Raw genomic sequence first — 25,632 nt, forward strand, 5'->3', positions numbered from 1 at the left:
TCTCGCAACCGGTGGGTCACAGTGCTCCTCGTTTCTGTGACCGGTTGGCCGCTCCATCCGCGGTCTGTTTGCGGACAGGTCGAAAACCGCTTGCATTCTGCCCGGGTTCAGCGTGCCACGGGTTCGGTGGCGTCCAGCAGGGAAAGTTCGTGCCTGCGCGGCATACCTTCCCAGTCGCCGGGCACCAGGCAGGCAAAGGCTCCGACGCGGACTGCCGTTAGCAGCCGCTCCTGCACGGTGCAGCCTGCCAGCAGGTCCGCGATGTAGCCGGCCACGAAGGCGTCACCGGCACCCACGGTGTCGATTGCGTTCACTCTGACAGCATCCTGCTCGTATTCGATTCCTTCGATCACGGCCGCACAGCCTTCCGCCCCTCGCTTGATGATGGTCTGGCTTGGTCCCATGGAGGTGATCCTGCGGGCAAGCTCCAGGGAATCCCCCGACTTGCCAACCGCTATGACGGCTTCGTCATCGCCTGCGAAGACGATGTCGGCCTGGGCGATATAGTTCCGGAATGCCCTTCCGGCATCCTCCTCGGACCACAGTGAGGAACGATAGTTGAGGTCGAACGAGACCATTACACCGGCCTCGCGCGCGACGTCCAGCGCGTATTGTGCTGCCTGGGCCGCGGATGGTGACAGGGCGGGTGTGATGCCGGTGAGGTGCAGCAGCCGTGAATGAGCAATCCGTTCGATGGGGATGTCCTCCTTTGACAGCCGAGACCCTGCGCTTCCGGCCCGGTAGTACCAGACCTTGAGCTGGTCCATTGTGCGCCGTTCCTTAATCATGATGCCGGTGGGCGCCGTGGGGTCGTGCAGCGGGTCAACTACGATCCCCTCGGCGGCGAGCTCACGAAGGACGAGTTCGCCGAGGCTGTCGTTGCCGACCCGGCCAACCCAGGTCACCGTTGTGTTAAGGCGGCGAAGTGCGATCGCGAAGTTGCTCTCGGAACCGCCCATGCCAAGGCTGAGTGAGGACACCAGGGCCAGCGGGCCTGGCGTCTCCGCCTTCATCAGTCCCATGGTTTCGCCAATAGTGACGACATCCGTGAAGATCATCTGGTGCCCCTCGACCGGACTGCGTCTGCAACCAGGGAACTGAGCCGTTCGGCCCGGGCGGTGAGCGCGGCGAGGCTGCCACCGGCGAATGCGTCACGGAGCAGCGGGCCGCCCAGGCTGACTGCAAGGGCTCCGGCCGCGATCCAGTCCGCGGCATCATCGATTCCGATTCCGCCGGACGGAATGACCCTCATGTCCGGGAAGGGCCCGCGCAGCTGCCCCAGGTAGCCCGGCCCGACCGCTGAGGCCGGGAACAGCTTCACGGCTGTTGCACCCGCCTGCATCCCGGTCAGGAGTTCCGTGGGCGTCAGGCCGCCGGGATACACCGGAACGCCGGCTTGAACCGCCATGTGCACCACGTCCACCACCATGGCGGGCGTCACCAGGTAGTCAGCACCGTCGTCGAGGGCGCGTGCGGCCTCCTCGCGGGAAGTGACGGTGCCAACCCCGATTTCCACGTCGGGACCGAATTCCTGTTTCAGTTCGGGCAGGAAGGCAAACACTCCGTCAGTACTCAGGGTCAGTTCTATGGAGCGGACTCCGCCCCTGACCAGGGCTTCGATGACAGGAGCGTACTCGCGCGCATGGCGGGCGCGGAGGACTGCCACAACCGGGGTGGCCTGCAGGATGGCGGAGACGGGTGGGCGCTGGATTTCGATCATCGTGCCATCCCCCCGCTCTCGATCGTCGGTACTGCCGGCTTGGTGGTTTTCACCAGGGCTGTAGTACTGCGGCTGACAGCCAGGGCACTGGTGTGGTCGCAGTCGGTGATGACGATACGGGTGGGTGTACCTGGCATCACTTGGCATCCTCTTCGGTGAACAGGTCACGATCAACGGTTTCGGGGGCCTTGATTGTGGCGAAGAGGCTGATGCCCATCATGGCCATCATGTAGATGGCCACAGGGATCCAGGAACCGCTGAAGGCGGTGACCAGCGCCGAGGAGATCAGCGGGGCGATGCCACCGCCAAAGACGGATGAGAACTCCCGACCCAGGGCGACGCCTGCATACCTGTAGCGGGATCCAAAGAGCTCAGGGAAGTATGCTGCCTGCACTCCCACGGCCCCCTGGGCCGCGAAGATGAACCCGAGCACTATCACTAGTGAAATCAGGAACAGGTTTCCCGTATTCAGCAACAGGAAGGCGGGGATCGGGAAGACAAACAGGAACGCGGTGACTACGAGGTACATCCGGCGGCGTCCGAAGCGGTCAGACATAGTGCCGAACGCATAGGCAGAGACGCATGCGAACAGTGCGCCCACGAGCAGCACCTTGGGAATGAACGTCGCGTCGATTTTGAGCTGCGAGATGAGGTAGGAGCCTAGGAATACCTGGAAGATGTAGGAATGGGCGTTAGCACCCACGTTCATGAAGAAGACGCGGAACAGGCTCTTGCGTCCGTTCTTGACGACATCGGCTACCGGAGTCGTCCGGGCAGATCCTGCGATTTCCTCCTTCTTTTCCTCGAAGACAGGCGATTCCTTGAGCTTGCGCCGGATGACATAGGCAGCGATCGTCACAAAGATCGACGAGAAAAACACCAGCCGCCAGCCGTAGGCTTCAAGGGCCTCCTCGGGCATCATTTGTGCAAGGATCCAGACAATCGCTCCCAGCGCTGTACCGGCCGCCGCGCCAACGAAGACAAGAGAGGTGTAGCGTCCACGGGCACCCTTGGGCGCCGTCTCGGCAATCAGCACCACACCGCCAGCCTGCTCGGCGCCGGCTCCGAAGCCTTGAAGGAAGCGGCATGCAACCAGCAGCACGGGGGCCCAGATGCCGACCTGGTCGAAGGTAGGCAGCAGTCCGATGGCGAAGGTAGCGATGCCCATCAAGAAGAGGGTTGCCACCAGGACCCACTTACGCCCAAGCCGGTCACCGTACTTGGAGAAAAACAGCCCACCCAGGGGGCGCGCGCCAAATCCGACGGCATAGGCGCCGAAAGCGGCGATGATGCCAATGGCCGGATCCACGTTGGGAAAGAAGATCCGGTTAAAGATGATCGCCGTTGCAGTGCCGTAGATCACGAAGTCGTACTGTTCCAGGGCGGTGCCGATCAGGCCGGCCCAGGCCGCCCGGCGAACGGGTCTCTTATCAGCCGCGCCGTCATTCGACCCCAGTGCTGTCCGTTCAGGGGTCGGGCCACCAAGGACCACCGACCGGCCTCGAACATCATCGTTCTCAGTCACATTCCACCATTCCTTTTGGGAGCGCCTCATGCGCAAGTTCCGATTATCGGGATGACATCCCGAAGATTAAGTTCGACTGTATACGGCTGCCACCCGCACTACAAGACGCGCTCCGTAAGACGGGCCAAAAAGTGGCTCCGCTGACGTAAGTGTGGGTGGCGTCATCTGTGCTTTGGGAGTTCGCGCGAGTATCGATTGACATGCGCGAAGGCCCAGCTGTCCGAATGCGCGGCGCGCACGTCCCGCACCGCGGTCCAAGTGTGGTCGCCGTCGCCGTCGTTGTCGACGTGGTGCAGCTGGGCCTGGGCGTTGAACATGCTCACGAAGTACTGCATGCCCTGACAGCCCTGCTCAGTCTCAATGCCGTCGGTCATCTAATCGCGTAGTTCAGCGAAGTGGCCCGGGCGAGCCCTTCGCGCTGCTCGAGCGGCCCAAGCTACTGGTCGCGGACATCTGTGCCAGGTCCCACGGGCTGTAGCGGAGACCCGGTCAGTTGGCGATGCTGTCCAACCAGCTGCTGCGCAGCCGGAGGGCGCGTTCGGTGCTGCCGAGTACGGTGACGACGCCGAGGGAGATGTTTGCCCAGAGCGGCAGCCGCAGCGGGGACTCGAACGAACCGAACGCCTCCCGGATGGGCGGGATCTGGGAGATCGGATCGATCAGCTGCAGGAGCGCACACGTGACACCGATGAGCACCAGGGCCGTCGAGACGACCGCGATACTCCGGCTGAGGCCAGGGCGCGTCTGCTCGAGGCGTGCTCTCCGGCCTTGGGCCGAGGCGGGGTGCGGCGTGAGCAGGCGTTCCGCGCCGTCGGTGGTGACGAAATGGCAGCGCTTCATGCCGAACCCGCCGGCCTCCACCTCGATAACTCCCCCCTCCACCGGGAAGTGTGCCGGCATCTTGGAGAGGGCCTGCTGCAGCCCGTCGCGGTACAACCGGGCGCGCACCTCACCGTCGCGACCGTCACCCCCGTGCCGCACATCGACGGCGTAGTCGGCAGCCGGGGTGTTGAGGAGGAACAGCGAGCGGCTGAACAGCTGCCACCAGCGGAACCGGGGCAACGGCCGACCGTCGCCCGGCCGGATGCGCCGCTCCGCTAGACGTTGACGCCATCCCTGCTTCATCCTGCTCCCCTCCCGCCGTTCTAGCACACTGTGTGTGTGAACGGATGCCACGCTAGCACAGTGTGCTAGTATCGTGGTGGCGGACGCACCCATGGCACCCGACCATAGCAGCGCTCCCGGCACTCGCGACAGAATTCTCATCGCGGCGGCGACCGTGCTCGGCGAGAATCCCACCGCGCGCCGCCGATAGTCGTCGTGCGGTGGAGTACGCCGAGCGAGGACAGAGCGCTGCTGAGGAGATAGTGAGTTTAATAGGATGCGATCGGCGATTGCGTCCTATCAAAGTCACTATTTCCCGCTAAACGTGTGGGCCATCGCTCCGCGCGGGGCGGATGCACCTCTCGGCGCGTCCGCCCCGCCTGCTACCCCTCGATCACCGTGAAGGCGCTTTCGAGCAACACGCTGTCCCGTGACGACGGACCGACCAGGAGCCAATTCGGGCGGCTACGGCTACGGCTACGGCTGCGCGAGGCGACGCCCCGCGGGTCTCGCGCCAGGGCACGCGAGGCGCGCAAAGCCCCCGCGGTGCGGCCCGCGCGAGGCATGCGGGTCAGACGCCGCTGCGCGGGTGGCGCGCCACGCGCGCAGCGGCGCCCGCCCCGCGCAGCGACCAGGCGCCCGCCGTGAGCAGATCGTCGACCCGGCCGGTCTGTTCGCCGTCGGACCAAGCCAGCGTGACGTCGCCCGACTGCAGGTCCACCGTCAGCGCCGCCGACCGGGGCCCGTCGGTCCAAGACAGGATGAGGCCGTTGGTCTCTGCGTTGCGGGCTGCCGTGAAGGACCCGTTGAACACGTCGAAGGTGTTGCGGAACCGGGCGAGTTCGAAGCCGGCCGCCACGACCGGGCGCGTGAGGTTGGCCTGCAGATCCTCCGGTGTGTACCGGTGGCGGTTGATGTCCCGCCCCACGCCCGACTGCTCGAGCAGGTCGGTGTCGTTGCCGCCGGCGAAGGCGCCCACGTAGTACACCTGGGGAACTCCGGGGGTGAAGTACTGCACGGCGCGGGCGGCCAGGTAGCGGCGGTCGTCACTGCCCAGGGCGTCGAAGAAGGTGGAGTTCACCTGGTACAGGTCCAGGTTCGACGCTGCGGCCCCGGTCGCGAGCCGGCTGGTTCCACCGGTGGCGTCGTGAATCGACTCGACGAGCGCATCCAGCTGCTGGTCGTCGAGCAGGCCCGCCTCGCCGGTGTCGGGGTCGGAGCCAACGTCCACGATGCCGATGCCGTCGTGAGTGTCGAGCACCGTGACGGCGTTGGTCGGGCGCACCTCGAGCCAGCGCAGCAGCGGCTCGTGATCGCCGGAATGTGCGGCGTGCAGCACCAAGGGCGGCAGGGCGAAGTCGTAGACGCAGTCCACGAGGGCCGCGATCTCCACCTGGCGCTTGTAGTAGGAGTGCACCTCCACGAGGGTCTGCATCCCCCGCTCGGCGGCCTCGACCCGCAGCTCCTCGATGAAGGCGAAGGTCTCGGGCGTCATGAAGCTCGTGGTGCCCGGGGTCTTCACGGCGTAGCCGACGGCATCCATGCGGATCATGGTGACCCCGGCGGCGGCGAGGGCGTCGAGGATGGAGCGCAGGTAGTCCCGGGTGAGCTCGGAGCGCACATCCACGTCGATCTGCTGCGGGGTGAACGTGGTCCACACCAGGTGCGGTTCATCGCCGAGCGTCATCTGGATCAGCGGCAGGCCCGGGCGCGGGCGGTACACGCCGAGGAGGTCGCTTTCCCGGGCGCCGTCGGGGAAGACCTTGTCCATGGTGAGGAACATCTCGAACCAGCGGGAGTCCCGCCCGTGGGCGACCACGTCGCGGAATTGCGCCGAGTCGGCGGAGACGTGGTTGACGATGACGTCGACGACGACGTCGTGGGTGTTGGCGAGGGCGCGCACGTCGTCCCACGAGCCCAGCCGGGCGTCGACCTCGGTGTGGTCGACGGGATCGAACCCGGCATCCACGCCGTCGAACGGGGTGAAGAACGGCAGGATGTGCACACCGTTGAAGACGCCCTTCAGGTCGGTGTCGAGCAGGCCCTGCAGGCCGGCCAGGGAGCCGCCGAGGCGGTCGGCGTAGGCAATGAGTTGCACGTGGTTGCGCATGATTTCACTCCGTTGTGTGTAGCGAGGGGGTTGGTTTCGGGGAGGTCTGGTGGCGTCGGATCGAGCCCCGGGCCAGGACGGGCATGGGCACCAGCAGCGGGCCGCCCGGCTGGGCGGCGAGCAGCATGTCGACGGCGGCGCGGCCCATCGCCTCGTGCGGCAGGGCCACGGTGCTCAGCGCCGGCCGGAGGTAGCCGGCGATCTCGTCGTCATCGAACGAGGCGATCGAGATGCTCTCCGGGATGGTCAGCGACGTCTCGGCGATCGCCTGGTACGCGCCGAACGCGAGCCGGTCGTTCATGCAGAGCAGCGCTCGCACATCGTCGCGGCGCTCGAGCAGGGCCGTCGTGGCGGCGTAGCCGTCGGCGGGCTCCCAGTCCAGGCAGGCGACCTCGTCCAGAAACGCGTGACCGTGGGCGCTCATCCCGGTGCGGATGCCGCGCATCCGCTGGGCGATCGTGGCTGAGGTGTGTTGTTCGATCTCGTCGTTTCGTCCGAGGAGCACGATGGCGTCGCCCAGACCCTGCTCGATGAGCAGCCGAACCGCGGCGGCGCCGCCGGTCTCTTCGTCGGGAAGCACCGAGTTACCGTGGAGCGCATTGGTGGCGTTGAGCATGACGACGGGGATCCCGCTCGGCACCTCCGGCACCGAGACCTCCCGGGCGCGCATGGAGGCGAAAATGAGTCCCTCAACCTGCCGGTCCAGCATCGCCCGCACGGCCTGAGTCTCACGGCCGGCATCGCCGCCGGTTTCCAGCACGAAGACCACCTGGCCGGCCTCCTCGGCGGCGGCGAGCGCACCGCGGATGAGCCCGCTGGCGAAGCGGGTGGTGGCGACCACATCTGAGATGAAACCGATGGTGGCCGTTTGGTCGGTGCGGAGCGACCTCGCGGCGACATTCGGGCGGTACCCCAGCTGCAGCGCCGCGTCTCGCACCCGCCGGTGCGCATCTTCGGAGAGCCGGGTGCCCGGGCGGCCGTTGAGGATCATGGATGCCGCGGCCGACGAAAGCCCGGCGCGCCGGGCAACGTCGGCCAGCGTGACCCGCTTCTCTGCCATGGGTTGCCTCTTCGGTGATTCGTGGGCGATGATCGGCGGCTGATCTCTGCCGGCTATGGCTTCCACACTAGACCTGCTGAATCGATTTAGCTGGTCGGCGGGCGCGCGGCCAATCAGCAGCGCACGTCAACTAGTATTGACGAATGGAAGCGGAGCGGTTGAAGGCACTCGTCGGATCGATAGGCGGGAAGGGACCGGCCGAAGCTCTGCACATCGTGGCGGAGCTTCATCGGGAGGTCGCGCGCAGCGAGGCCGGCCTCGTTCGCAGTGCCCGCCAGGCCGGGCTGTCCTGGGAAGCCATTGCCCAGTGCCTCGGTGTAACCAAGCAGGCCGTGCACCGCAAGTACGGCAAGCAATAGCGAGCGGTCGCCGAATCTGTCAACATTTGTTGACTTTTAACGCGGAGCCCTCTACGGTGAACCAGGTGAGGTCGTCAACAACTGTTGACGTAGCGTGGGAAACGGCGCTGGTTTCGTGAGCAGAGGAAGGCCGACATGGAGAAGGAATGGACCGGGGACTCGGACCTCGTTCGCGCTGTGGATCGCGCGTTCCGCCCATCCGGGGTGGCCGCAGTGGCGGTGATCACCCCCGAGCGTGACCTGACCGCCACGGCGGGTGCCGACCGTCACTCCACCTTCGAGATCGGGTCGATCACCAAGGCACTCACGGGCATGCTGTATCGCGACGCGACCGAACGCGGCCTCGTCTCGCCGACGACGGTCCTGCGCGAGGTGCTTCCGCTCAACGGTCCCGGCGAGGTCGGCTCGGTGAGTCTCGGTTCCCTGGCGATTCACCGCTCCGGCCTGCCTGGACTGCCGCCGGGGATGCATCCGATTCGACGAACCCTCGATTTCTACGTTCGGGGCGTGAACCCGTACGGGGAGTCGCTGTCCGAGCTTCTCGACCAGACGCGCACCGTGCGGCTGGGCACCGCGCGATCTCGGTACTCGAACCTCGGGTTTCAGTTGCTCGGGCACGCCGTGGCGGAAGCCGCCGGCAGCGGGTACGGCCGGCTCCTCCAGAACGTTCTGGGCGACGGGTTCTCCACACCCGCGCGGCAACAGGACCTCGGACCGATGGATCTGACGGGACGGAGTCGATTCGGACGCCCGCTGCCTGCCTGGGTCGGTGAAGGTCTCGCGCCGGCCGGGGGCGTCCGCGCCACCATCGGCACCATGCGCGACTTCCTCCGGTCGGTTCTCGCCGGGACGGCTCGGGGTCTGGGCGCCCTGGAACCGGTCGCGGAGTACAGTCCGCGGATCGGTATCGGCGCGGGGTGGATCACCCTCCAGGTCCGCGGCCGGGCGATCACCTGGCACAACGGCAGCACCGGGGGGTTCAGCAGCTGGATCGGCCTGGACCGAGCCGCCGGCGTCGGCGTCGTCGTGCTGTCCGCGCGGCACGGGTCCGTCGACCGGCAGGGGTTCCGTCTGCTCACGGACTTCAGCACCGCCGCCTGAGTCGCCGCCTCAGTCGCCGCCTCAGTGGCGGTACGGGTGGATCCACACCGAGCTCGGCGGTCCGCACACCACCGGCGCGTCGTGTGTGTACGTCAAGCGGCTCGACGACGTCGATCTCGAGCGGCTCATCGGCGACGCCTGGCGGGCGTCACACCCCGACAGTGAACGAGGCCCCGAGCAGCGCACTCTCTCGTGACGACGGACCGACCAGCAGCTGGAACTCCCCCGGTTCCACCACCCGGCGCCCCGCGACATCCACGATGCTGCAGTCGGTCACGGGCAGTTCGAGCCGCACCCGCACGGACTCCCCCGGCGCCACCTGCACCTGCCGGTAGGCCTTGAGCTCCTTGTCGGCCCAGCTCACCGAGGTGACAACGTCGCGCACGTACACCTGCACCGTCTCCAGCACCGCACGGGCGCCGGTGTTCCGCACCGTCACGTGAGCGACGATCGTGCCGCCCGTCGTGAGCGCCGTCTGCTCGAGCTCGAGGTCGGCGTAGTGAACCGCACTGTAGCTGCGCCCCTCCCCGAACGCCCAGGCGGGCGACTGGGTGAGGTCGGCGTAGCGGTCGCCGTGCTGGCCGCGGATCTGGTTGTAGTACGCCGGCTGCTGGCCGACGTGCCGCACGAAGGAGATCGGCAGGCGGCCGGACGGCTCTACCTCGCCGAGGAGGATCTCGGCCAGGGCCAGGCCACCCTGCATTCCCGGGTTCGCCGTCCACAGCACGGCCGCGGCCCGCTGCACCGACGGCGGCAGCACCAGCGGTTTGGAGGCGAGCAGCACCACGACCACCGGTGTGCCCGTCGCGATCAACGCGTCGAGCAGGGCGATCTGCCCGCCGATGAGCTCGAGCGTGGCCGTAGACCGGGCCTCGCCGATGAGTTCGATCCGGTCGCCGACAACGGCGACCACGACATCCGCGTCCTGGGCCAGGGCGACGGCCTCGGCGATGAGGGCCGGATCGGGCGCGCACGGCACCATGTGCGGGTGGCGGGGCTGCCCGTCCGGGTAGGTCACTCCGGCGGGATAGGGCTCCAGGGTGAGGATGTCGGCCCCGCGGGCATGGCTGACGGTCCAGCCCGCCGGCGCGATCTGGCGGATGCCGTCGAGCACGGTCGTGATCATCTCGCGCGGCTGCCCGTCGAGCCAGGCGACCTGACCCGACCCGCCGGCCCAGTCGCCCAGTTGGGACTGGGCGTCGTCGGCCAGGGGACCGACCACGGCGACCCGGGCCGGGCGGGCTGCGTTCAGCGGCAGCACCCCGTCGTTCTCCAGCAGCACGATCGAGCGACGGGCCGCCTCCAGGTTCAGCCGGGCGTGCGCGGCATCCCCCACGATCACGCTCAGGTCGGCGCACGGCAGCCGGGGGTTCTCGAACAGTCCGAGCTCGAACTTGAGGGTGAGGATGCGCGCCACGGCCGGGTCGAACGCGCTCGCGTCGAGCAGACCCCGGTCGACGGCGTCCAGCGCCCCCTGGTAGAACCTCGGGGTCGTCATGATCATGTCGTTGCCGGCCCGCACGGCGGCGGCGGCGGCGTGCGTGTAGTCGGGTTGCACCTTCTGCTCCCAGACCATCCGGCCCACGTTGTCCCAGTCGGTGATCAGGGTGCCGGTGTAGCCCCACTCGCCGCGCAGAACGTCGCTGAGCAGCCAGTCGTTGATCGTGATCGGCAGGCCGTCCATGCTCTGGTAGCCGAGCATGAAGGACCGGCAGCCCGCGCGGGCCACCCGCTCGAACGGCGGCAGGAACCAGGAGCGGAGCTTCCGCCGGGAGAGGTCCGCCTCGCTGGCGTCCCGCCCGCCCTGCGTCTCCGAGTACCCGGCGAAGTGCTTGGCGGTCGCGAGGATTGCCGTCGGATCGGCCAGGCCCTCGCCCTGGTAGCCCCGCACCATCGCCGCGGCGAGCTCGCCGATGAGGAAGGGGTCTTCGCCGAAGGTCTCGCCCACCCGCCCCCAGCGCAGGTCACGAGAGATGCACAGCACGGGTGAGAAGGTCCAGTGCACACCCGTGGCCGCCACCTCGACCGCCGTTGCCCGGGCGACCCGCTCGAGCAGGTCGGCGTCCCAGGACGCCGCCATCGCCAGCTGGGTCGGGTAGATCGTCGCGCCCTCCCAGAAGGAGTGGCCGTGGATGCAGTCCTCGGCGACGAGGAGCGGGATCCGCAGTCGCGTCAAAGCGGTCAGTTCGTTGGCCCGCAGTATCGACGCCGGGGAGGAGTGCAGGATCGATCCGGCCTGCTTGTGCAGGACGTGGTCGTCGAGGTCCTCCTGAGCATCGAGCTGGAGCATCTGCCCGACCTTCTCCTCCAGCGACATCCGCGCGAGGAGGTCGGCGACGCGGTCGGGGATCGTGAGCGCGGAGTCCTGGTACGGGAGGGAATCGGTGACGCTGATGGAGAGGGTCATGTCGTTTTCTTTGCCTTGCGGTGCGTGGTGGTCTCACTGGTGCGTACGACGGTCATCGTCTCGTTGATGTCCAGACCCTTCTTCTTCATGGCCCGGGCGCGCTCCCCGGCCGACCGCAGGCGCGGATTGACGTACTCGTCGATGCCGAAGTTGATCAGCGACAGCGCCACGCCGAGGATGGCGATGCAGAGCCCGGCCGGGATGTACCACCACCAGAAGTCCGGGAAGGCGCCGTTCTGCTGAGCCCAGAACAGGATCGTGCCCCAGTTGAGGTTGGTGATGGGGATCACCCCGATGAAGGCCAGGGTGGTCAGGCCCAGCACCGCCGCGGTGACGGTGCCGACGAAGCTGGACGCGATGATCGCCATCAGGTTCGGCAGCATCTCCACCAGGATGATGCGGTGCAGCGGCTCGCCGTTGGCCCGGGCGGCCTGGATGAAGTCGCGGTTGCGCAGTGACATGGTCTGCGCGCGCAGCACCCGTGCGCCCCAGGCCCAGCCGGTCGCGGCCAGCACGGCGGCGACGAGGATCAGCGGCGGGTTCTCGAACTGGGACGCGACGATGATGATCAACGGCAGTCCCGGGATGACGAGGAACACGTTCGTGATCGCGGACAGCGACTCGCTGCGCCAGCCCCGGGTGTACCCGGCGACGACACCCATCAGCACGGCGATCGCCGTGCCGATGATCCCGGCCAGGAATCCGACGATGAGCACGCCGCGGGTGCCGTAGATGATCTGGCTGAGGATGTCCTCTCCCATGTGCGTCGTGCCGAGCAGGTGGGTCCACGACGGCGCCTGCCGCAGCGCCGTGAAGTCCTTCTCGAGCGCGCCGTAGGGGGCGAGGACGTCGCCGAGGAGCGCGACCGCGACGAAAACGCCCAGGATGACGAGTCCGGTCAGCGACTTCGGGTTGCGGAACATCGCGAACGACGACGCCAGCTGCGACAGGAACGTCTTCTCCCTGGGCGGGTCGCTCCGTCCGGGAGCGATCAGGAGGGCGGTCTCGGGGCTGCCGGGGCTGGCCGGTCCGGTGAGGTTAAGTGGGATTGTCATCTCAGGCCTCCGTCTGACGTGTGCGGGGATCGAGGATGGCGTACGCGGCGTCGGCGAGGATGTTCGCGCACAGCACCGCCATCGTGATGATGAGGAACACGCCCTGCATCAGCGGGTAGTCCTTCGCGGTGGTCGCGTCCAGCAGCAGCTTGCCGATGCCGGGATAGGAGAACACCATCTCCATCACGATGGTGCCGCCCACGATGAAGCCGATCGACAGCGCGAAGCTGGAGAGCTGCGGCAGCATCGCGTTGCGGGCGGCGTAGTTCCAGAGCACCCGACGGTTGGGCAGGCCCTTGGCCTGCGCCACGGTGATGTAGTCCTCGTCGAGCACGGTGAGCATCATGTTGCGCATGCCGAGGATCCAGCCGCCGAGCGAGGCGATCACGATCGTGATCGCGGGGAGGGCGCCGTGGGCGATCACCTGACCGATGAAGTCGGCGGTGAACGCGGGCGAGGAGCCCTTGTCGTAGGCGTGGGAGGCGGGGAACCAGCCCAGGGTGGAGGAGAAGACGGCGATGGCGATCAGTCCGAGCCAGAAGTACGGCACGGTGCTGAAGAAGGTGGAGATCGGCACAATCACGTCGGCCTTGCTGCCGCGACGCCAGCCGATCAGGGCGCCGGTGGCGGTGCCGAGCAGGAACGACACGATGGTGGCGATGCCGACCAGGCCGAGGGTCCACGGCAGCGCCGAGGAGATGACCTCGCCCACCGGGGCGAGCCCGTTGGAGAAGGAGCGGCCGAGGTCACCGCTGAACAGGAGCTGCCAGTAATCGGTGTACTGCTCCCAGACCGTGCTGTCCTGGTCGAGACCGAAGAGGATGCGCAGGGAGCGTTCGGCCTCGGGGGTGATCTGGCCGGCGTTTCGCTGCATGTAGGCGGTGACGGGGTCTCCGGCCATCATGCGGGGCAGGAAGAAGTTGATGGTGATCGCCGCGAACGCCGTGAACAGGTAGAACGCGGAACGGCTGGCGATGAAACGCACCGGGATCTTCATGCGACACCTCCCTCGGGTCGGGTCGCTGCGGCCGCGAAGTGCTTCTCCGGGTCGGGTGAGGCCGCGCGGAGTTCCCGGGTGTATTCATGCTGGGGGTTGAGAATGACGTCGTCGGCGGGGCCGTGTTCGACCACGCGGCCGTGGTGCAGCACCATGATCTGGTCGCTGAAGTGCCGCGCGGTGGCGAGGTCGTGGGTGATGTACAGCACGCCAAGGCCTTCCTCACGCTGCAGATCGGCGAGCAGGTTCAGCACACCGAGGCGAATCGACACGTCGAGCATCGACACCGGCTCATCGGCGACGAGGAGCGCCGGCCGGGAGGCCAGCGCCCGGGCGATGGCGACGCGTTGGCGTTGTCCGCCGGAGAGCTCGTGCGGTCGCCGGTCGATGACCGCGCCCGGGTCCAAACGCACCCTCTCCAGCAGACGCCGCACTTCGGCCTCGGTGTCGGCCGGGGGCACGACGTTGTCCAGCCGCAGCGGTCGCTCGAGGTGGTACCGAATGGAGTGGTACGGGTTGAGCGAGGCGAACGGGTCCTGGAAGATCATCCGCAGAGTCTGGCGGTAGCGGCGCAGGCCCTTGCCGTGGCGTGGAATGGGCTGGCCGTTCAGCAGCACCTGCCCGCTGGTGGGGGTCTCCAGCTGGGTGAGGATCTTGGCGATGGTGGACTTGCCGCTGCCGGACTGGCCGACCAGGGCGATGGTCTCGCGGTCGTGCAGGGTGAAGCTCACGTCGTCGAGGGCGAGCATCGACGAGGCGCCGCGCACCCGGTACCGTTTGGACACGTTGACAAACTCGAGCGTGGTCATCGGACCAGCACTCCCCTCTCGCCGGTGAGGCGGGGAAACGACGCCAGCAGCGTCTTGGTGTACTCGTGTTGCGGGTGCTCCCAGAGCTCGCGCGCCGGGGCGAGTTCGATGATTTCGCCGTCACGCATCACCGCGATCCGGTCGCTGATTTCCAGCAGCAGCGGCAGGTCGTGGGTGATGAAGATCACTGAGAAGCCGAATTCGTGGCGCAGCTGGGAGATCTGGCGCAGGATCTCGCGCTGCACCAGCACGTCCAGGGCCGTGGTCGGTTCGTCCATCACCATCAGCTGTGGGCGCAGCGCCAGCGCCATGGCGATCATCACGCGCTGCCGCATGCCGCCGGAGAGTTCGTGCGGGTAGGAGCGGATGCGGTCCTTACCGACGGCGACGAGCTCGAGGAGCTCCTCGCAGGCGGCGCGGCGCTCGCGCCGGCTCAGGTCGGGACGGTGCACCCGGAACACGTCGTCGAGTTGGGCGCCGATCGTGGTGACGGGGTTGAGAGCGTTCATGGCCCCCTGGAACACCATCGAGATCTTGTCCCAGCGGAAGCGTCGCATCTCTTCGATGTCGAGGGCGTTGACGTCGATGTCGACACCGGAGGCATCGTGGAAGGTAACACTGCCGCCGGTGATCACCGCGGGTGCACGGAGCAGGCGCTGCAGGCCGTAGGCGAGCGTGGTCTTGCCGCATCCGCTCTCGCCGGCGAGCCCGAGGATCTCGCCGCGTTGCAGTTGGAGGGTGACGTTCTTGACCGCCTCGACGGGCGGATCGACGTCGTACACGATGGAGAAGTCGTGCACGGTGAGGAGGGGCTCTGACATGGGTTTCGTCGCTTTCGTGAAGGTCGGCGAAGGAGGGGCGGATGCGATAGCGTCCGCCCCTCCTTCGATTCGAGCTACTCGGCCGGTGTCAGCTTGGTGAGGATCAGCGGGACGGTGACCTGCAGGGGGTCAGCCGTGGCGTACTGGTCGTCCTCGTTGGGCCAGCCCACGTAGTTGCGGGTGTTGTACTCGCCCAGCACCGGGTGGGTGCCGACCGGGATCACCGGAACGTCATCGACGAAGATGCTCTGCACTTCTTCGAGGGCCGCGGTGCGCTCCTCATCGGTGGCCGCGGTGGCGTAGGTGTTCAGCAGCTCGGTGGCACGCGGGTTCTCGTAGCGACCGAAGTTGTAGTCCACCTCTTCGCCCGTCAGCAACCAGCGACCGTCCATCGTGTCGGAGTAGAGGTCGTACGGCGTGGTGCCGCTGTCGGTCCAGTGCATGATGGCGTCGAAGTTGCCGGTGCGCTTGTTGGCCCACCAGGTGTCGACGTCCGGCGTGTTCACCTTCGCGTCGGCGCCGAGGGTCTTCGTGACCTGGTCGGCGATGAGGCTGATGCCGGTGACGTAGTCGTTCCAGCCCTGCGGAACCTCGAGGGTGAACGAGACCGGCTCGCCGTCGGGGTCGACCAGGGCGTCATCCGCCCAGGTGTAGCCGGCGTCTTCGAGGATCGCGCGAGCGGCGTCAACGTCGGTCGAGAGCTCCTCGCCCTCGTACTGGGGAGCGATGTACTGCTCGCCCACCGGGGTCGGCAGACCGGTCACCGAGGACAGCTCGGGGCCGGCCTTCTCACGGGCGATCTCGGTGTGTGCCGTACGGTCGATGACGGTGTTGACCGCCTGGCGGAAGGCGACGTTGTTGAACGGCTTCTTCTGGTGGTTGACGAACAAGACGTCCGGCGCCATCACGTTGGCCGCCCAGAACACGTTGTGGTCGGGGTCCTTGTCCACGAATGCGCTCTGCACGTTGGGGATGAAGGCCTGCGCCCAGTCGGCGTCGCCGTTGGCGAGGGCCGTGGTCAGCGCCGTGTTGTCGTTGTACGAGACGTAGTACAGGGTCGGCACGGCGAGGTCGCCGCCCCAGTAGTCGTCACGGGCCTGCATCGTGACCGACTGGCTGCTGAAGCTGTCCAGCGTGTACGGGCCGGTGCCGACGGGCTCGGGGTTGACTTCCGTGCTCGGGTCGGCGATGTCGGCCCAGACGTGCTCCGGGACCATCGGGATGTGCAGCACCTGCGCCTGCTTGACGAACTTGGATTCGGCGAAGGTGAGGACGACGTTCTCGCCGTCCTTGACCACGTCGGTCAGCTGCAGGTTGCCCGTGTCGAGCGCGGGAGTGTTTTTGATCAGGTTGAAGGAGAACACGATGTCGTCCGCGGTGAAGTCCTCACCGTCGTTCCAGGTCACGCCGGTGCGCGGGGTGACGGTGAGCTGGGTGTAGTCGGCGTTCCATTCGACTTTCTCGGCCAGCCAGGGGGTGGTCTCGTTCTTGCCGACGGCGTTGACCATGGCGAGGGGTTCGAAGACGACGTTCTTGTAGCCGAGCTTGTTCGCGGACGAATCCCCGACCCAGGGGTTGTTCGACTCCGTGGTGATCGCTCCGTCAGGCTTGGCGATGGTGATGGACGCCCCGCCCTCAGGCTGCGAGGTGGGTGCGGCGCCTCCGGTGCAACCGGTGAGTGCGAGAGCCGCCACCAGTCCAGCGCCGATAAAGGTTGATCTAAGCCTCATTGCTTCTCCTTTTGTGATGCAGCACCGTCTTTGGTGCGCCCTACGAGTTATCTTACTGGCTGGTAAGTAACTTGATGGCACGTTACCAATTGGTTGGTAATATGACAAGTAACGATTCAGACCTCATCGTCGCCGCTGAAGGGGGCACCGTGACACAGGAAGCCCCGAGCCCGGCGCCCCGCACCAGGCCCGCGACGCAGCGCAAGCGCCGAGAGATCCTCGACGCCGCCATCGGCATCTTCGGCAACAAGGGCTACGCGAACGGCACCCTCGCCGACATCGCCGAGCAGGTGGACATCACCCACGCCGGGGTGCTTCACCACTTCGGGTCGAAGCAGAACCTCCTGCTCGAAATGCTCAGCTACCGCGACGAGACCGACGTCGCCGATCTCGACAAGCAGCACATCCCGGATGGGCCGGAACTGTTCCTGCACCTGGTGCGGACGGCCCTCGTGAACTCGCGCCGCGCCGGTGTCGTGCAGACCTACACCGTACTCTCGGCCGAGTCCGTCACGGACGACCACCCGGCACGCCCGTTCTTCGAGAACCGGTACTCCACTCTGCGGGCCGTGGTCACGGATGCCTTCCGCGTGCTGTGCAAACAGGAGGGCGTCACCGAGCCCGCGACGATCGCCGCCGCCTCGGCGAGCATCCTCGCGGTGATGGACGGCTTGCAGCTGCAATGGCTCCTGCACCCGCAGGAGATCGAACTCGCCGAGGCCAGCGAGTTCGCCATCCGGGCGATCGTCAACGCCGTGCTGCGCCCCGGGCCGGAGCTCTCCGACTACTCCCGAACCTGAGGCGCTGGCCCGGCAGCGTGACGGCTTGGAGGCACCCCGGCGGCTCCTCCTTCGCTCAGCCCCGCTTGTGCACCGGTCTGGCGTTCGCCGGGGGCTCTCCGACCTCCTGGATGGTGTGGCCGGTGCAGGCCGCCTTGGTTACGCTGGCGCGCTCGATGCGCGACACGGTGAACCACCGCATGGCATCGCGCAGTCGGCACCACCCGACCAGGTACCACTGGCCGCTCGTGGAGGCGAACAGCACGGGTTCGACGTCGCGCGTGGTCGTGGTCCCGTCTCCCGATGTGTAGCGCAGACGGAGGACCCGCTGCTCGGCCATCGCCTCCTCCAACGCAGATCTGGTTGCTCTGGACGAGGAGGGCGGCGCGTTGACCCAGACGCGGCGGGCCAAAGCGTCTGCTCGTGCTCGGGTTCGTGGATCCAGGACGTCCAGGATCTTCTGCACACCGGCGGCGGCCAGATCGGCGTAGGGGGCATCGGACGCAGCGGAGACGGCTGCCAGGAGCGCCACGGCCTGCGCCGGGGACAGACTGACTGGCGGCAGCGACGCGCCCACGGCCATCCCGTAGCCACCGCCCGGACCTGGGCGGGACCAGAGCGGCGCGCCGCTGCTCTCGAGCGCAGCGAGGTCTCTCTTGACGGTGCGCACCGACACTTCTAACTCTCTCGCCAGCCGCTCGGCGGAGCACCCCTTGAGCCGTTGCGGCGTAGCATCTCGGACAACGCATGGAGTCGTTCTGTGCGCTTCACCGTTCAGCTCTCAGCAAATTCATGACACAAATAGTGACACACACCTGCCCGTAGCGCCTACGAAGGTAGTGACATGACAACTACACCGAGCAGTCCCACCCTCATTCTCATCGCCGGCCACTGGCTGGGCGCCTGGGCGTGGGCTGAGGTCCTTGACCACCTGAACCCCTCTCGGGCAATCGCGATGACTCTGCCCGGTCTCGACGGGGACGATCCTGAGCGTGCCGCGAAGACTCTGGACGATCAAGCCGCAGCGATCCTGGACGTCATCGCTCGCCTCGGGGAGTCCGGGGATCAGCCCTCGATCATCGTCGCTCACAGTGGGGCAAACGCCCCCGTCAGCCTGGTGCTGGACCGGCACCCCGAGCGTGTCCATCGGGTGGTGTGGGTCGACTCCGGCCCGGTGGCGCCGGGAAGCGTCTACGCCCCCGACCTCCCGGAGGGGGTGCAGGAGCTTCCGCTGCCACCCTTCGACGTTCTCGCCCAGCAGGCGAGCCTCGACGGGCTGAGCGCAGAGGTCCTCGAGCGTTTTCGGGCCCGGGCGGTGCCTGAGCCCGGCCCCGTGCTTCGTCAGAGCGTCGAGCTCACGAACGATGCCCGGCGCACGGTTCCGACCACCCTGATTTGCTGCTCGCTCCCGAGCGCGCAGGTGCTGGAGCTGGCCCGGGCAGGCCATGCCATGTTCGCCGAGGTCGCGAAGCTCGAGCACCTCGACGTCATCGACCTCCCGACGGGCCACTGGCCGATGTGGAGCCGTCCCGGCGACCTCGCCGAGGCCATTCAGTCGGCGGCTGCACGAACCGACTGAAGTCGTATGGTCCGGCCGCCCCGCCGGGCGGCGCACATCCCTCGGGGCTTCGCACATCCGTCGGGGCTTCGCACATCCGTCGGGGCTTCGCACATCCGTCGGGGCTTCGTTCGTCCCTCGGGCTTCGTTGCACCTCGTGTGGCTGGATGCGCCCGCTTTAGCGGGCGCATCCAGCCAGAGGGGGTGCACTGTCGGATCCAGGCGGGCGCGCGGCGGGCGGGCTGGCTGGCGCGCAGCATCCACAAACTGGCAGCGCAAAATGGCGGACCGGCAGCCCCGTTCGGGTGTCATTTTTTGCTGTCTGACCTGCAAAAGCACTGCGTTCGCTGCCGAATGACAGCAGTCCGGGCGGGGCGAGGATCGTGACGCGAAACACCCACTACTCTCAGGGGGTGTCCACCCCCTCCACGCCGATCCCCGCCGAGCACCTTCCGCTCGCGTTCCACCCGGCACCCGGATGGCCGACACCCACCTTGGAGTGGGTGACCACGCACTTGGGCTGGCAACCACCGCCGGGGTGGGTGCCGCTCCCCGGATGCCCGCACTCGCCGCCCCGGTGGCAGTTCTGGAGCCGCAACGACTCGGGCTGGGCCCGAATGGCCCGTCCGCACCTGCGAGCCGGGCGACGGAACGTACGGGCCGGCACCGTGCTGATGCTGCTCGCAGTCGGACTCCTCATCTTCGGCCTGGTTGACGGTGTGGATGTCATTCGGATGATCCTCGGGGCGCTGCTTCTCAGCACGGTCTGGTTCAAAGTGGCGCAGGCCCGAGCCGACATGCGGCGGATCGAAGCGGCCCTACTCACGGCAGTGGTGGACACGGCAGCGCAGCTCAAGCTGCAGTCCGACCGCGCCCATTACGAGCGGTACCTGCGCTCGAGCGGTGGCCACTGATGAAGCCCGCAGCGATGAGCGTCACCACAGCCTCGGTCGTGCTTGATGTTGGACTTTTCGCCACCAAGACCGAGATCGACAGAGCCTTTCGGCAGCGAGCACGACTGTGCCACCCCGACCGCCTGATCGGAGCGACCACCGCCGAACTCGCGGCCGCGAATGCCCAGTTCACCCGGGTGTGCGACGCCCGGGACGTGCTGCACGCCCGGCTGAGGTCCGCGCCACACCCGGCGGCCTCCTCGGCCGGATCGTCGTCGGCACCTCGGTCATCCTCGTCGGCCCCCCGGTCCTCCTCGTCGGCCCCACCGACACCCTCGTCAGCTCCACGGTCCTCCTCGTCGGCCCCACCGCGACCGCCGAGCCAGACCCGCTCGTCCGGGCAGGATCGCCGATCAGCTCCCCCGTCGCCGCCACACCGAGCCACTCCTACGCCGTCGAAAACCATGAGCTTCGCCGAGTTCGTGGCGGCCCGCGACGCCGCAGCGTGGGTGCAGGCCGGCCCGACGAGCCCCTCGACGGGTCGGCCGCGGTCGGATCGCAAACTGGCCCGGGCCCGCAGGGCGTCCGCGCGGGCGGCCCAACCGGGCAGCTGGCAGCCCGCGGCACCGCGGTACCGGCGCGGTCGCTCGCCGTTCGGCGTGCTCCTCGGTGTGCTCGGGGTTGTCAGCGTGGGCGTCTATCTGGCGGTGCTGCTGAGCAACCTGCTTACCGGCACGAACCTCCCCAGCGTGGCGCCCGCGCCGCTGCTGGAATCTGCGGCGACCGATCTGTTGGTCGGCGCATCCGTGGTGCCCGTGGATGATGCCGCGACCTATCAGGGCAACTGTCAGGGCGATCTGGGCTGCTGGATCTGGTCGGTGACGGCCCGGGTCGACTGCCCGGTCGCGACCATCAACGCCGGCTTCTCGGACGCCGCGGACGGTGCCAACCTGCGCACCGCCACGACACAGGCCGCAGTCGTGGCTGAGGTGCCGTTCCTGGTCGTGGAACACGCCGCAACGGCGGCGGAGCAATACGCCGGGATCGTGTCGATGACGTGTTGATCGGGCGGGCGTCGGGTCTGGGGTCACAAGGGGCACTGCACCATCGTCGAAAAGTGCAGGTAAAGCAATCAAACGGGGGAGTTCTGTGGGCGATCAACCAGGCTATGTGACACCGGCCGGCTGGTATGTGGATCCAGGTGGCGGCACGCGTCTGCGCTGGTGGAGCGGACTGGAGTGGACGGAACACCTCGCTCCCCTGACCGAGCACAAACCGGAACCGACCGCCCGGCCGGACGGCGACCCCGTCGGGGCCCGGCCGGCTGCCGGCGCAGGGGCCGGGGCAGGTGCCGGGGCAGGGGCCGGGTCGGCCGAGACGAGCGCCGACGCCGACCAGCCGGCTCCGGCGCTGTCACGCCGGGATCGACGAGCGCTGGAGGAGGAGGCCGCGGCAACCCGGGCGTTGCCGCCGCCGGTGACGCGCATCGCGCCCATCACCAGCTACGCCTGGGACCGCGAGTCCGACCGGTCGGAGAAGCTGCCGCCGGCGAGCGTGCCCTCTATGGCGCCGGAGGAGGTGACGCTGTACCGGGACATTCCGAATCGGTGGAGTACCGCATCCGTGTGGACGATCGTGTTCATGCCCTGGATCGCCGGAGTCTCGGTGGTGGCTGCGCTGGTGTTGGCGTGGTGGGGATCCGGTTGGTGGTTGCAATTGGGCGCGCTTGCCCTGCCTTTTCTGCTCACGCTGGCGGCGGCGCAACGGGATGTGAAGCGCCTTCGGTCGTGGCGGCACCAAGCAGTGGCGCACTGGGCCTGGTCGCTGCTGGGTTCGCTGGGCTACCTGATCGCGCGCACGGTGGTGCTGCGTCGGAACGCCGGGTTGGGCTCAGCGCCGCTCTGGGTCGGGGTGGCGAACACGGTACTGGTGTGCGGCGCCACGGTTTGGCTCGTCGGAACGGTGATAGTCAACCTGGCCGGCTTCCACGCGGCCATTGAGGACGACCTGGTCACGGCGCTCGAGCCGACGTACGGAATCGTGCAAGTGGCCTGCCCGGCTGAGGTGGAGTCGCTGAGTTTCGCGTGCAGCATGACGGATGCCGGCGGAGTGGAGCGCTCGGTCTGGGTGGAGCTGAACGGCGCCGACGGCACCTACACGTATGCGGTGGCCGAGTAGTCGGGCGGGGAAAGGGTGGCCTCATCGGCTGCACTGCAAGCATGCGGTGTCGTCCGTGGGCGCCTGACTAGGCTGGGATTGTGGTCACCGTCGAACCGTACAGCCCCGAGTGGCCGCATCGTTTCCGACAGCAGGCAGAGCTGCTCGAGCGTGCTCTGACCCTCCGCATCACGGCGATCGAGCACGTCGGGAGCACCGCCATCCCGGGTCTCGCCGCCAAGCCGGTGATCGATCTCGCCGCCCGAGTAGCTGCGGGGGTTGACCCGTTCTCGCTTGAACCGTTCATCGAGAGTCTCGGCTACCGGCTGCACCGATCGGGCCCGAAAACCCATGCCGTCTACACCCGGGGAGACAGCATCGGTCGGACGGAGATTCTGCATGTGTTCACCGCAACTGCTTGGTCGACCAGCCACCAGCGGGTCTTTCGAGACAAGCTCCATCATGATGCGACCGCTCGTCGTCGGTACGGAGAGCTGAAGATCAGTCTGGCGGCATCCGGGATGAGCGGCATGGACTACACCGCCGCCAAGCTCCACCTCATTCAAGAGCTTCTCAACGAGGAGCGAGCCTCGCGCGGCTTGCCGCTGGTCGACGCCTGGGAAAAGTGAGCCGCGTCGCCGGGAGGCGAGCTGGCGACGCCGGCTGGTGGCGGGTGGCCGGTTCGCCGGGACTCGGCGGGCAATGCCAGACACGAACCGTCATCTCCATGCGAGAAGCGGAGCGACTGACCTAGTGTCCTGTGCATGACCACCCTCGCTTCCTCCCCCGTGACCACCGTCGACTACGCCAGCCTGGCCGCGCGATTCCGGCCCATCTTCGCTCGGATCGCCGCCGGCGCATCCGTGCGTGAGCAGGACCATCGGCTGCCCCACGAGCAGATCGCCGAGCTCACTGCCGCCGGCTTCGGCGCCCTGCGGGTGCCCGTCGCCGATGGTGGGCTGGGCGCCAGCCTGCCGCAGTTGTTTCGGCTGCTCACCGAGCTGGCCGCGGCGGACTCGAACATCGCGCAGGCGCTGCGCGGGCATTTCGCCTTCGTCGAAGACCGCCTCGTGGCATCCGGCGACCAGCGCGACGTGTGGCTGGCCCGGTTCGTGCGGGGCGAGATCGTGGGCAACTCGTGGACCGAGGTGGGCAGCGTCACCGTGGGCGACGTCATCACCCGGGTGCGTCCGGCGCCGAACGGCGCGCCCGGGGACCTGGTCGTGAACGGCACCAAGTACTACTCCACGGGCAGCATCTTCGCGGATTGGATCGACACGTTCGCCCAGGTGGGCGATACCGGCAAGAACGTGATCGCCGTCGTCAACGCCCACCAGCCCGGGGTCACGCACAGCGACGACTGGGACGGTTTCGGCCAACGCACCACCGGCAGCGGCACCAGCACCTTCGTGGATGCCGTCGTGGCCGAAGCAGACGTGATCGATTTCGACACCCGGTTCAAGTACCAGACCGCCTTCTACCAGGCGGTGCTGCTGGCGGTGCTGGCCGGCACGGTCAAGGCCGCCGAAGAGGAGATCGCCGCCGAGGTGAAGGCCCGCACCCGCATCTTCTCGCACGGTAACACGCAGTCCTTCGCCACCGACCCGCAGATTCTGCAGGTGGTGGGCGAGGTGTCGGCGCAGGCATTCGCCGCCGAGGCGATCGTGGAGAAGGCGGCCTGGGCGTTGCAGGGGGCGTACGAGGGGGCGTTCCTCGGAGATCTGGCGGAGGAAGAACGGCTCAATGACCTCGCCGAGCTGGCAACGGCCCAGGCTCAGGTGGTGCTGGTGTCGCTGGCAACCCGCGCCACTTCCGACATCTTCGACGCCCTGGCCGCATCCGGGGTCTCCACAACGAAGAACCTCGACCGGCACTGGCGCAACGCCCGAACCGCCGCCAGCCACAACCCGTGGGTGTTCAAGGCGCGCATCGTGGGCGACTACGCCGTGAACGGAACGCCTCCCACCCGGATCTGGTCGATCGGGGCGGCGCCGAAGTAGGGCACCATCCGCTTCGCTGCACCTCGTGTGGCTGGATGCGCCGAGGTCGCCCTACAACTCGCGGAGCTCCTCTGCACGCGGATCGAGTTCGATTGGTCCAGCGGCTGCCCTCGGTGGATCGTCACCGCGGGTAGCTTCTTTGTTATTTGTTGCTCGTGTGCGAGCCTGCGAGACGCCCGGTGTGCGAGTACCATTCCGGTATCGCGGCACCGTGACCGGCTCGCCATCACTGCCGGCGCGGAGCCGCCCAGAGGAGTGCACCATGCGTGCAACCAGCGAAGATTACAGCGGGACCGCGTCGGCGGGGGCCGCGGCCGGGAACACCAATCGGGCAGTCTTGCGCGCCGGTGGAATGGCGGCGGTTCTTGCCGGGCTCGGCGGCATCACCTGGTTCACGCTCGAGCTCCTGCCACCGGTTCTCGGGTTCGATGACACCGACAACCCCGCAGTGAGCCTCGACTATCTGCGCCAGTACCCGCAGTTTTATGCCCTTGCCGGGGTCGTACTTTTCGCTATGGCAATCGCATGCGTTGTGGCGAGTTTCGCCGTCTCAGATGCGCTGGCACCACGCACAAGCAGTCTCACCCGCCGAAGCCTGAGCGCACTCGGAATCATGTCGGCCGCGTTCCTCTTCATGCACGGGGTCTTGCGCATGTCGGTGGGGCCGTTGCTCTATATCGACGATATGAATAGCAGCTGGGGTGAGTCCGCCTACCTCACCATTCAGACGGTGGGAATCCACGGTTTCGCCCAAGCCGGCCTCCTCACGCTCTGTGTCTGGACCGTGGGCATCAGTATCGCTGGGGCACGTTCCCGCGCCCTGCCGATCTGGATTTGCGTTCTGGGAGTCGTCACCGGCCTCCGGCTCGGGGTGGTGATCGCTGGTCCAATCCTGATGGCAGCAAGCATCGACGTGCCCGAGGTTTTCTGGCTTGGCTCGATGGCACTGATCCCGCTATCAATGCTCTGGTGGATTGGACTCGGCGTGGTGCTGCTGGTCAAGTCCCGCCCCCACCGCGAGCAGAGACCTGTCGATTCGGCTCCGTGAGCTACGTCTAGTGGATGCGTCGCGAATCTGGTGGCAGCCCGCGGTGGTACCGCCCGCCGCCGCCGCCCGCGCGTGGTCTCATCGGCGCGATTCTGCTGGCATTGGTGATGGTTAGCGGCGTCGTCGCACTCTTCGTCTAGAGCCCGGCACTCGGTGCCGGCGTTATTCCGGAGCTATGCGGGCCAGGCGCCGCCATGCGGGTGGCGCGCCAGGCGCATAGCGGCGCCTGACCCGCGTAACCCGCCCTGACCCGCGCAACCCGCGAAAGCGGCGCCCAGCTCGCGCAACGAGAATCGGGCATCCGTGGGCCGTCGATCTCTCGGGGCACCACCGTCGCTGGTCATCGGGCTACCGTATCGACCAGCCGGGGACGCAGCTTCTTCTCGGTGGTACCGCACG

23 protein-coding genes and 1 pseudogene are annotated in these 25,632 nt (G+C 67.4%); 10 read left to right on the forward strand and 14 right to left on the reverse strand.

Annotated elements, in window-relative coordinates; all coding sequences use genetic code 11:
- Positions 1-107: 107 nt before the first annotated feature.
- From BJQ95_RS13780 to BJQ95_RS13810, 7 genes are all read right to left on the reverse strand, one after another.
- Entirely contained in the window at positions 108-1,058 is a 951-nt protein-coding gene (locus BJQ95_RS13780) for a sugar kinase (protein ID WP_130175927.1), read from the reverse strand.
- Entirely contained in the window at positions 1,055-1,720 is a 666-nt protein-coding gene (locus BJQ95_RS13785; protein WP_130175926.1) for a bifunctional 4-hydroxy-2-oxoglutarate aldolase/2-dehydro-3-deoxy-phosphogluconate aldolase, read from the reverse strand. Before BJQ95_RS13785 ends, BJQ95_RS13780 begins: the two co-directional genes overlap by 4 nt.
- A 136-nt stretch (positions 1,721-1,856) precedes the next feature.
- Positions 1,857-3,245 (reverse strand): MFS transporter, encoded by a 1,389-nt coding sequence (locus BJQ95_RS13790; protein WP_240694541.1) that lies wholly within the window; start codon positions 3,243-3,245, stop codon positions 1,857-1,859.
- Positions 3,246-3,406: 161 nt separating this feature from the next.
- Positions 3,407-3,619 (reverse strand): hypothetical protein, encoded by a 213-nt coding sequence (locus tag BJQ95_RS13795; protein WP_205750002.1) that lies wholly within the window; start codon positions 3,617-3,619, stop codon positions 3,407-3,409.
- A 115-nt stretch (positions 3,620-3,734) separates the two neighbouring features.
- A complete protein-coding gene (locus BJQ95_RS13800; protein WP_130175924.1) occupies positions 3,735-4,370 on the reverse strand; it encodes a hypothetical protein in 636 nt (211 codons plus the stop codon).
- A gap of 550 nt (positions 4,371-4,920) precedes the next feature.
- Positions 4,921-6,459 (reverse strand): sucrose phosphorylase, encoded by a 1,539-nt coding sequence (gene gtfA, locus BJQ95_RS13805; protein ID WP_130175923.1) that lies wholly within the window; start codon positions 6,457-6,459, stop codon positions 4,921-4,923.
- Positions 6,460-6,463: 4 nt separating this feature from the next.
- On the reverse strand, positions 6,464-7,519 hold the full coding sequence (locus BJQ95_RS13810) for a LacI family DNA-binding transcriptional regulator (protein WP_130175922.1): 1,056 nt from the start codon (positions 7,517-7,519) through the stop codon (positions 6,464-6,466).
- 143 nt (positions 7,520-7,662) lie between these two features.
- Between BJQ95_RS13810 and BJQ95_RS13815 the strand changes: the two genes are divergently transcribed.
- The gene (locus BJQ95_RS13815) at positions 7,663-7,878 is read left to right on the forward strand and encodes an AsnC family protein (RefSeq protein WP_130175921.1); all 216 of its coding nucleotides are present in this window, start codon (positions 7,663-7,665) and stop codon (positions 7,876-7,878) included.
- Between the two features lie 135 nt (positions 7,879-8,013).
- Positions 8,014-8,979, forward strand: coding sequence for a serine hydrolase (locus BJQ95_RS13820; protein WP_130175920.1), 966 nt, complete (start codon positions 8,014-8,016; stop codon positions 8,977-8,979).
- Positions 8,980-9,127: 148 nt separating this feature from the next.
- Here BJQ95_RS13820 and BJQ95_RS13825 read toward each other — a convergent pair whose 3' ends face one another.
- The 6 genes from BJQ95_RS13825 to BJQ95_RS13850 all read right to left on the reverse strand — a co-directional run bounded on the left by BJQ95_RS13825 (position 9,128) and on the right by BJQ95_RS13850 (position 16,798).
- Complete coding sequence (locus tag BJQ95_RS13825; RefSeq protein WP_130175919.1) at positions 9,128-11,386, reverse strand: glycoside hydrolase family 3 N-terminal domain-containing protein; 2,259 nt, start codon at positions 11,384-11,386, stop codon at positions 9,128-9,130.
- Positions 11,383-12,441 (reverse strand): ABC transporter permease, encoded by a 1,059-nt coding sequence (locus BJQ95_RS13830; protein ID WP_130175918.1) that lies wholly within the window; start codon positions 12,439-12,441, stop codon positions 11,383-11,385. The genes BJQ95_RS13825 and BJQ95_RS13830 overlap by 4 nt, the downstream gene beginning before the upstream one ends.
- A gap of 1 nt (position 12,442) precedes the next feature.
- The gene (locus BJQ95_RS13835) at positions 12,443-13,438 is read right to left on the reverse strand and encodes an ABC transporter permease (protein ID WP_130175917.1); all 996 of its coding nucleotides are present in this window, start codon (positions 13,436-13,438) and stop codon (positions 12,443-12,445) included.
- Entirely contained in the window at positions 13,435-14,247 is an 813-nt protein-coding gene (locus BJQ95_RS13840) for an ABC transporter ATP-binding protein (protein WP_130175916.1), read from the reverse strand. Before BJQ95_RS13840 ends, BJQ95_RS13835 begins: the two co-directional genes overlap by 4 nt.
- Complete coding sequence (locus BJQ95_RS13845; RefSeq protein ID WP_130175915.1) at positions 14,244-15,068, reverse strand: ABC transporter ATP-binding protein; 825 nt, start codon at positions 15,066-15,068, stop codon at positions 14,244-14,246. The genes BJQ95_RS13840 and BJQ95_RS13845 overlap by 4 nt, the downstream gene beginning before the upstream one ends.
- Positions 15,069-15,142: 74 nt before the next feature.
- Positions 15,143-16,798 (reverse strand): ABC transporter substrate-binding protein, encoded by a 1,656-nt coding sequence (locus tag BJQ95_RS13850; protein ID WP_130175914.1) that lies wholly within the window; start codon positions 16,796-16,798, stop codon positions 15,143-15,145.
- Between the two features lie 101 nt (positions 16,799-16,899).
- Between BJQ95_RS13850 and BJQ95_RS13855 the strand changes: the two genes are divergently transcribed.
- Complete coding sequence (locus tag BJQ95_RS13855; protein ID WP_130175913.1) at positions 16,900-17,598, forward strand: TetR/AcrR family transcriptional regulator; 699 nt, start codon at positions 16,900-16,902, stop codon at positions 17,596-17,598.
- A 55-nt stretch (positions 17,599-17,653) separates the two neighbouring features.
- On the opposite strand, the pseudogene BJQ95_RS13860 reads toward BJQ95_RS13855, so the two are convergent.
- Positions 17,654-18,312 (reverse strand): annotated as a pseudogene (locus BJQ95_RS13860) (helix-turn-helix transcriptional regulator).
- A 109-nt stretch (positions 18,313-18,421) separates the two neighbouring features.
- Here BJQ95_RS13860 and BJQ95_RS13865 point away from each other — a divergent pair.
- The 7 genes from BJQ95_RS13865 to BJQ95_RS13895 all read left to right on the forward strand — a co-directional run bounded on the left by BJQ95_RS13865 (position 18,422) and on the right by BJQ95_RS13895 (position 25,233).
- Positions 18,422-19,156, forward strand: a complete 735-nt coding sequence (locus tag BJQ95_RS13865; RefSeq protein WP_130175911.1) for an alpha/beta fold hydrolase — start codon at positions 18,422-18,424, stop codon at positions 19,154-19,156.
- A 392-nt stretch (positions 19,157-19,548) separates the two neighbouring features.
- Complete coding sequence (locus tag BJQ95_RS13870; protein ID WP_130175910.1) at positions 19,549-20,049, forward strand: hypothetical protein; 501 nt, start codon at positions 19,549-19,551, stop codon at positions 20,047-20,049.
- Between the two features lie 443 nt (positions 20,050-20,492).
- On the forward strand, positions 20,493-21,092 hold the full coding sequence (locus BJQ95_RS13875; RefSeq protein WP_130175909.1) for a hypothetical protein: 600 nt from the start codon (positions 20,493-20,495) through the stop codon (positions 21,090-21,092).
- Positions 21,093-21,177: 85 nt separating this feature from the next.
- The gene (locus tag BJQ95_RS13880) at positions 21,178-22,206 is read left to right on the forward strand and encodes a DUF2510 domain-containing protein (RefSeq protein ID WP_256041388.1); all 1,029 of its coding nucleotides are present in this window, start codon (positions 21,178-21,180) and stop codon (positions 22,204-22,206) included.
- An 80-nt stretch (positions 22,207-22,286) separates the two neighbouring features.
- Positions 22,287-22,814, forward strand: a complete 528-nt coding sequence (locus tag BJQ95_RS13885; RefSeq protein ID WP_165384966.1) for a GrpB family protein — start codon at positions 22,287-22,289, stop codon at positions 22,812-22,814.
- Between the two features lie 135 nt (positions 22,815-22,949).
- Complete coding sequence (locus BJQ95_RS13890; RefSeq protein ID WP_130178301.1) at positions 22,950-24,185, forward strand: acyl-CoA dehydrogenase family protein; 1,236 nt, start codon at positions 22,950-22,952, stop codon at positions 24,183-24,185.
- Between the two features lie 262 nt (positions 24,186-24,447).
- Positions 24,448-25,233, forward strand: a complete 786-nt coding sequence (locus BJQ95_RS13895) for a DUF4386 family protein (RefSeq protein WP_130178300.1) — start codon at positions 24,448-24,450, stop codon at positions 25,231-25,233.
- The last annotated feature ends 399 nt before the right edge of the window (positions 25,234-25,632 follow it).

The sequence above is a fragment of the Cryobacterium sp. SO1 genome, from assembly GCF_004210215.2.
GTDB lineage: Bacteria > Actinomycetota > Actinomycetes > Actinomycetales > Microbacteriaceae > Cryobacterium.

Coding starts and splice junctions, on each gene's coding strand:
- BJQ95_RS13825 (WP_130175919.1), bottom strand. CDS start 11,386: ATGACCCTCTCCATCAGCGTCACCGATTCCCTCCCGTACCAGGACTCC.
- BJQ95_RS13855 (WP_130175913.1), top strand. CDS start 16,900: ATGACAAGTAACGATTCAGACCTCATCGTCGCCGCTGAAGGGGGCACC.
- BJQ95_RS13840 (WP_130175916.1), bottom strand. CDS start 14,247: ATGACCACGCTCGAGTTTGTCAACGTGTCCAAACGGTACCGGGTGCGC.
- BJQ95_RS13845 (WP_130175915.1), bottom strand. CDS start 15,068: ATGTCAGAGCCCCTCCTCACCGTGCACGACTTCTCCATCGTGTACGAC.
- BJQ95_RS13875 (WP_130175909.1), top strand. CDS start 20,493: ATGAGCTTCGCCGAGTTCGTGGCGGCCCGCGACGCCGCAGCGTGGGTG.
- gtfA (WP_130175923.1), bottom strand. CDS start 6,459: ATGCGCAACCACGTGCAACTCATTGCCTACGCCGACCGCCTCGGCGGC.
- BJQ95_RS13795 (WP_205750002.1), bottom strand. CDS start 3,619: ATGACCGACGGCATTGAGACTGAGCAGGGCTGTCAGGGCATGCAGTAC.
- BJQ95_RS13810 (WP_130175922.1), bottom strand. CDS start 7,519: ATGGCAGAGAAGCGGGTCACGCTGGCCGACGTTGCCCGGCGCGCCGGG.
- BJQ95_RS13850 (WP_130175914.1), bottom strand. CDS start 16,798: ATGAGGCTTAGATCAACCTTTATCGGCGCTGGACTGGTGGCGGCTCTC.
- BJQ95_RS13820 (WP_130175920.1), top strand. CDS start 8,014: ATGGAGAAGGAATGGACCGGGGACTCGGACCTCGTTCGCGCTGTGGAT.
- BJQ95_RS13895 (WP_130178300.1), top strand. CDS start 24,448: ATGCGTGCAACCAGCGAAGATTACAGCGGGACCGCGTCGGCGGGGGCC.
- BJQ95_RS13800 (WP_130175924.1), bottom strand. CDS start 4,370: ATGAAGCAGGGATGGCGTCAACGTCTAGCGGAGCGGCGCATCCGGCCG.
- BJQ95_RS13815 (WP_130175921.1), top strand. CDS start 7,663: ATGGAAGCGGAGCGGTTGAAGGCACTCGTCGGATCGATAGGCGGGAAG.
- BJQ95_RS13785 (WP_130175926.1), bottom strand. CDS start 1,720: ATGATCGAAATCCAGCGCCCACCCGTCTCCGCCATCCTGCAGGCCACC.
- BJQ95_RS13890 (WP_130178301.1), top strand. CDS start 22,950: ATGACCACCCTCGCTTCCTCCCCCGTGACCACCGTCGACTACGCCAGC.
- BJQ95_RS13835 (WP_130175917.1), bottom strand. CDS start 13,438: ATGAAGATCCCGGTGCGTTTCATCGCCAGCCGTTCCGCGTTCTACCTG.
- BJQ95_RS13780 (WP_130175927.1), bottom strand. CDS start 1,058: ATGATCTTCACGGATGTCGTCACTATTGGCGAAACCATGGGACTGATG.
- BJQ95_RS13830 (WP_130175918.1), bottom strand. CDS start 12,441: ATGACAATCCCACTTAACCTCACCGGACCGGCCAGCCCCGGCAGCCCC.
- BJQ95_RS13865 (WP_130175911.1), top strand. CDS start 18,422: ATGACAACTACACCGAGCAGTCCCACCCTCATTCTCATCGCCGGCCAC.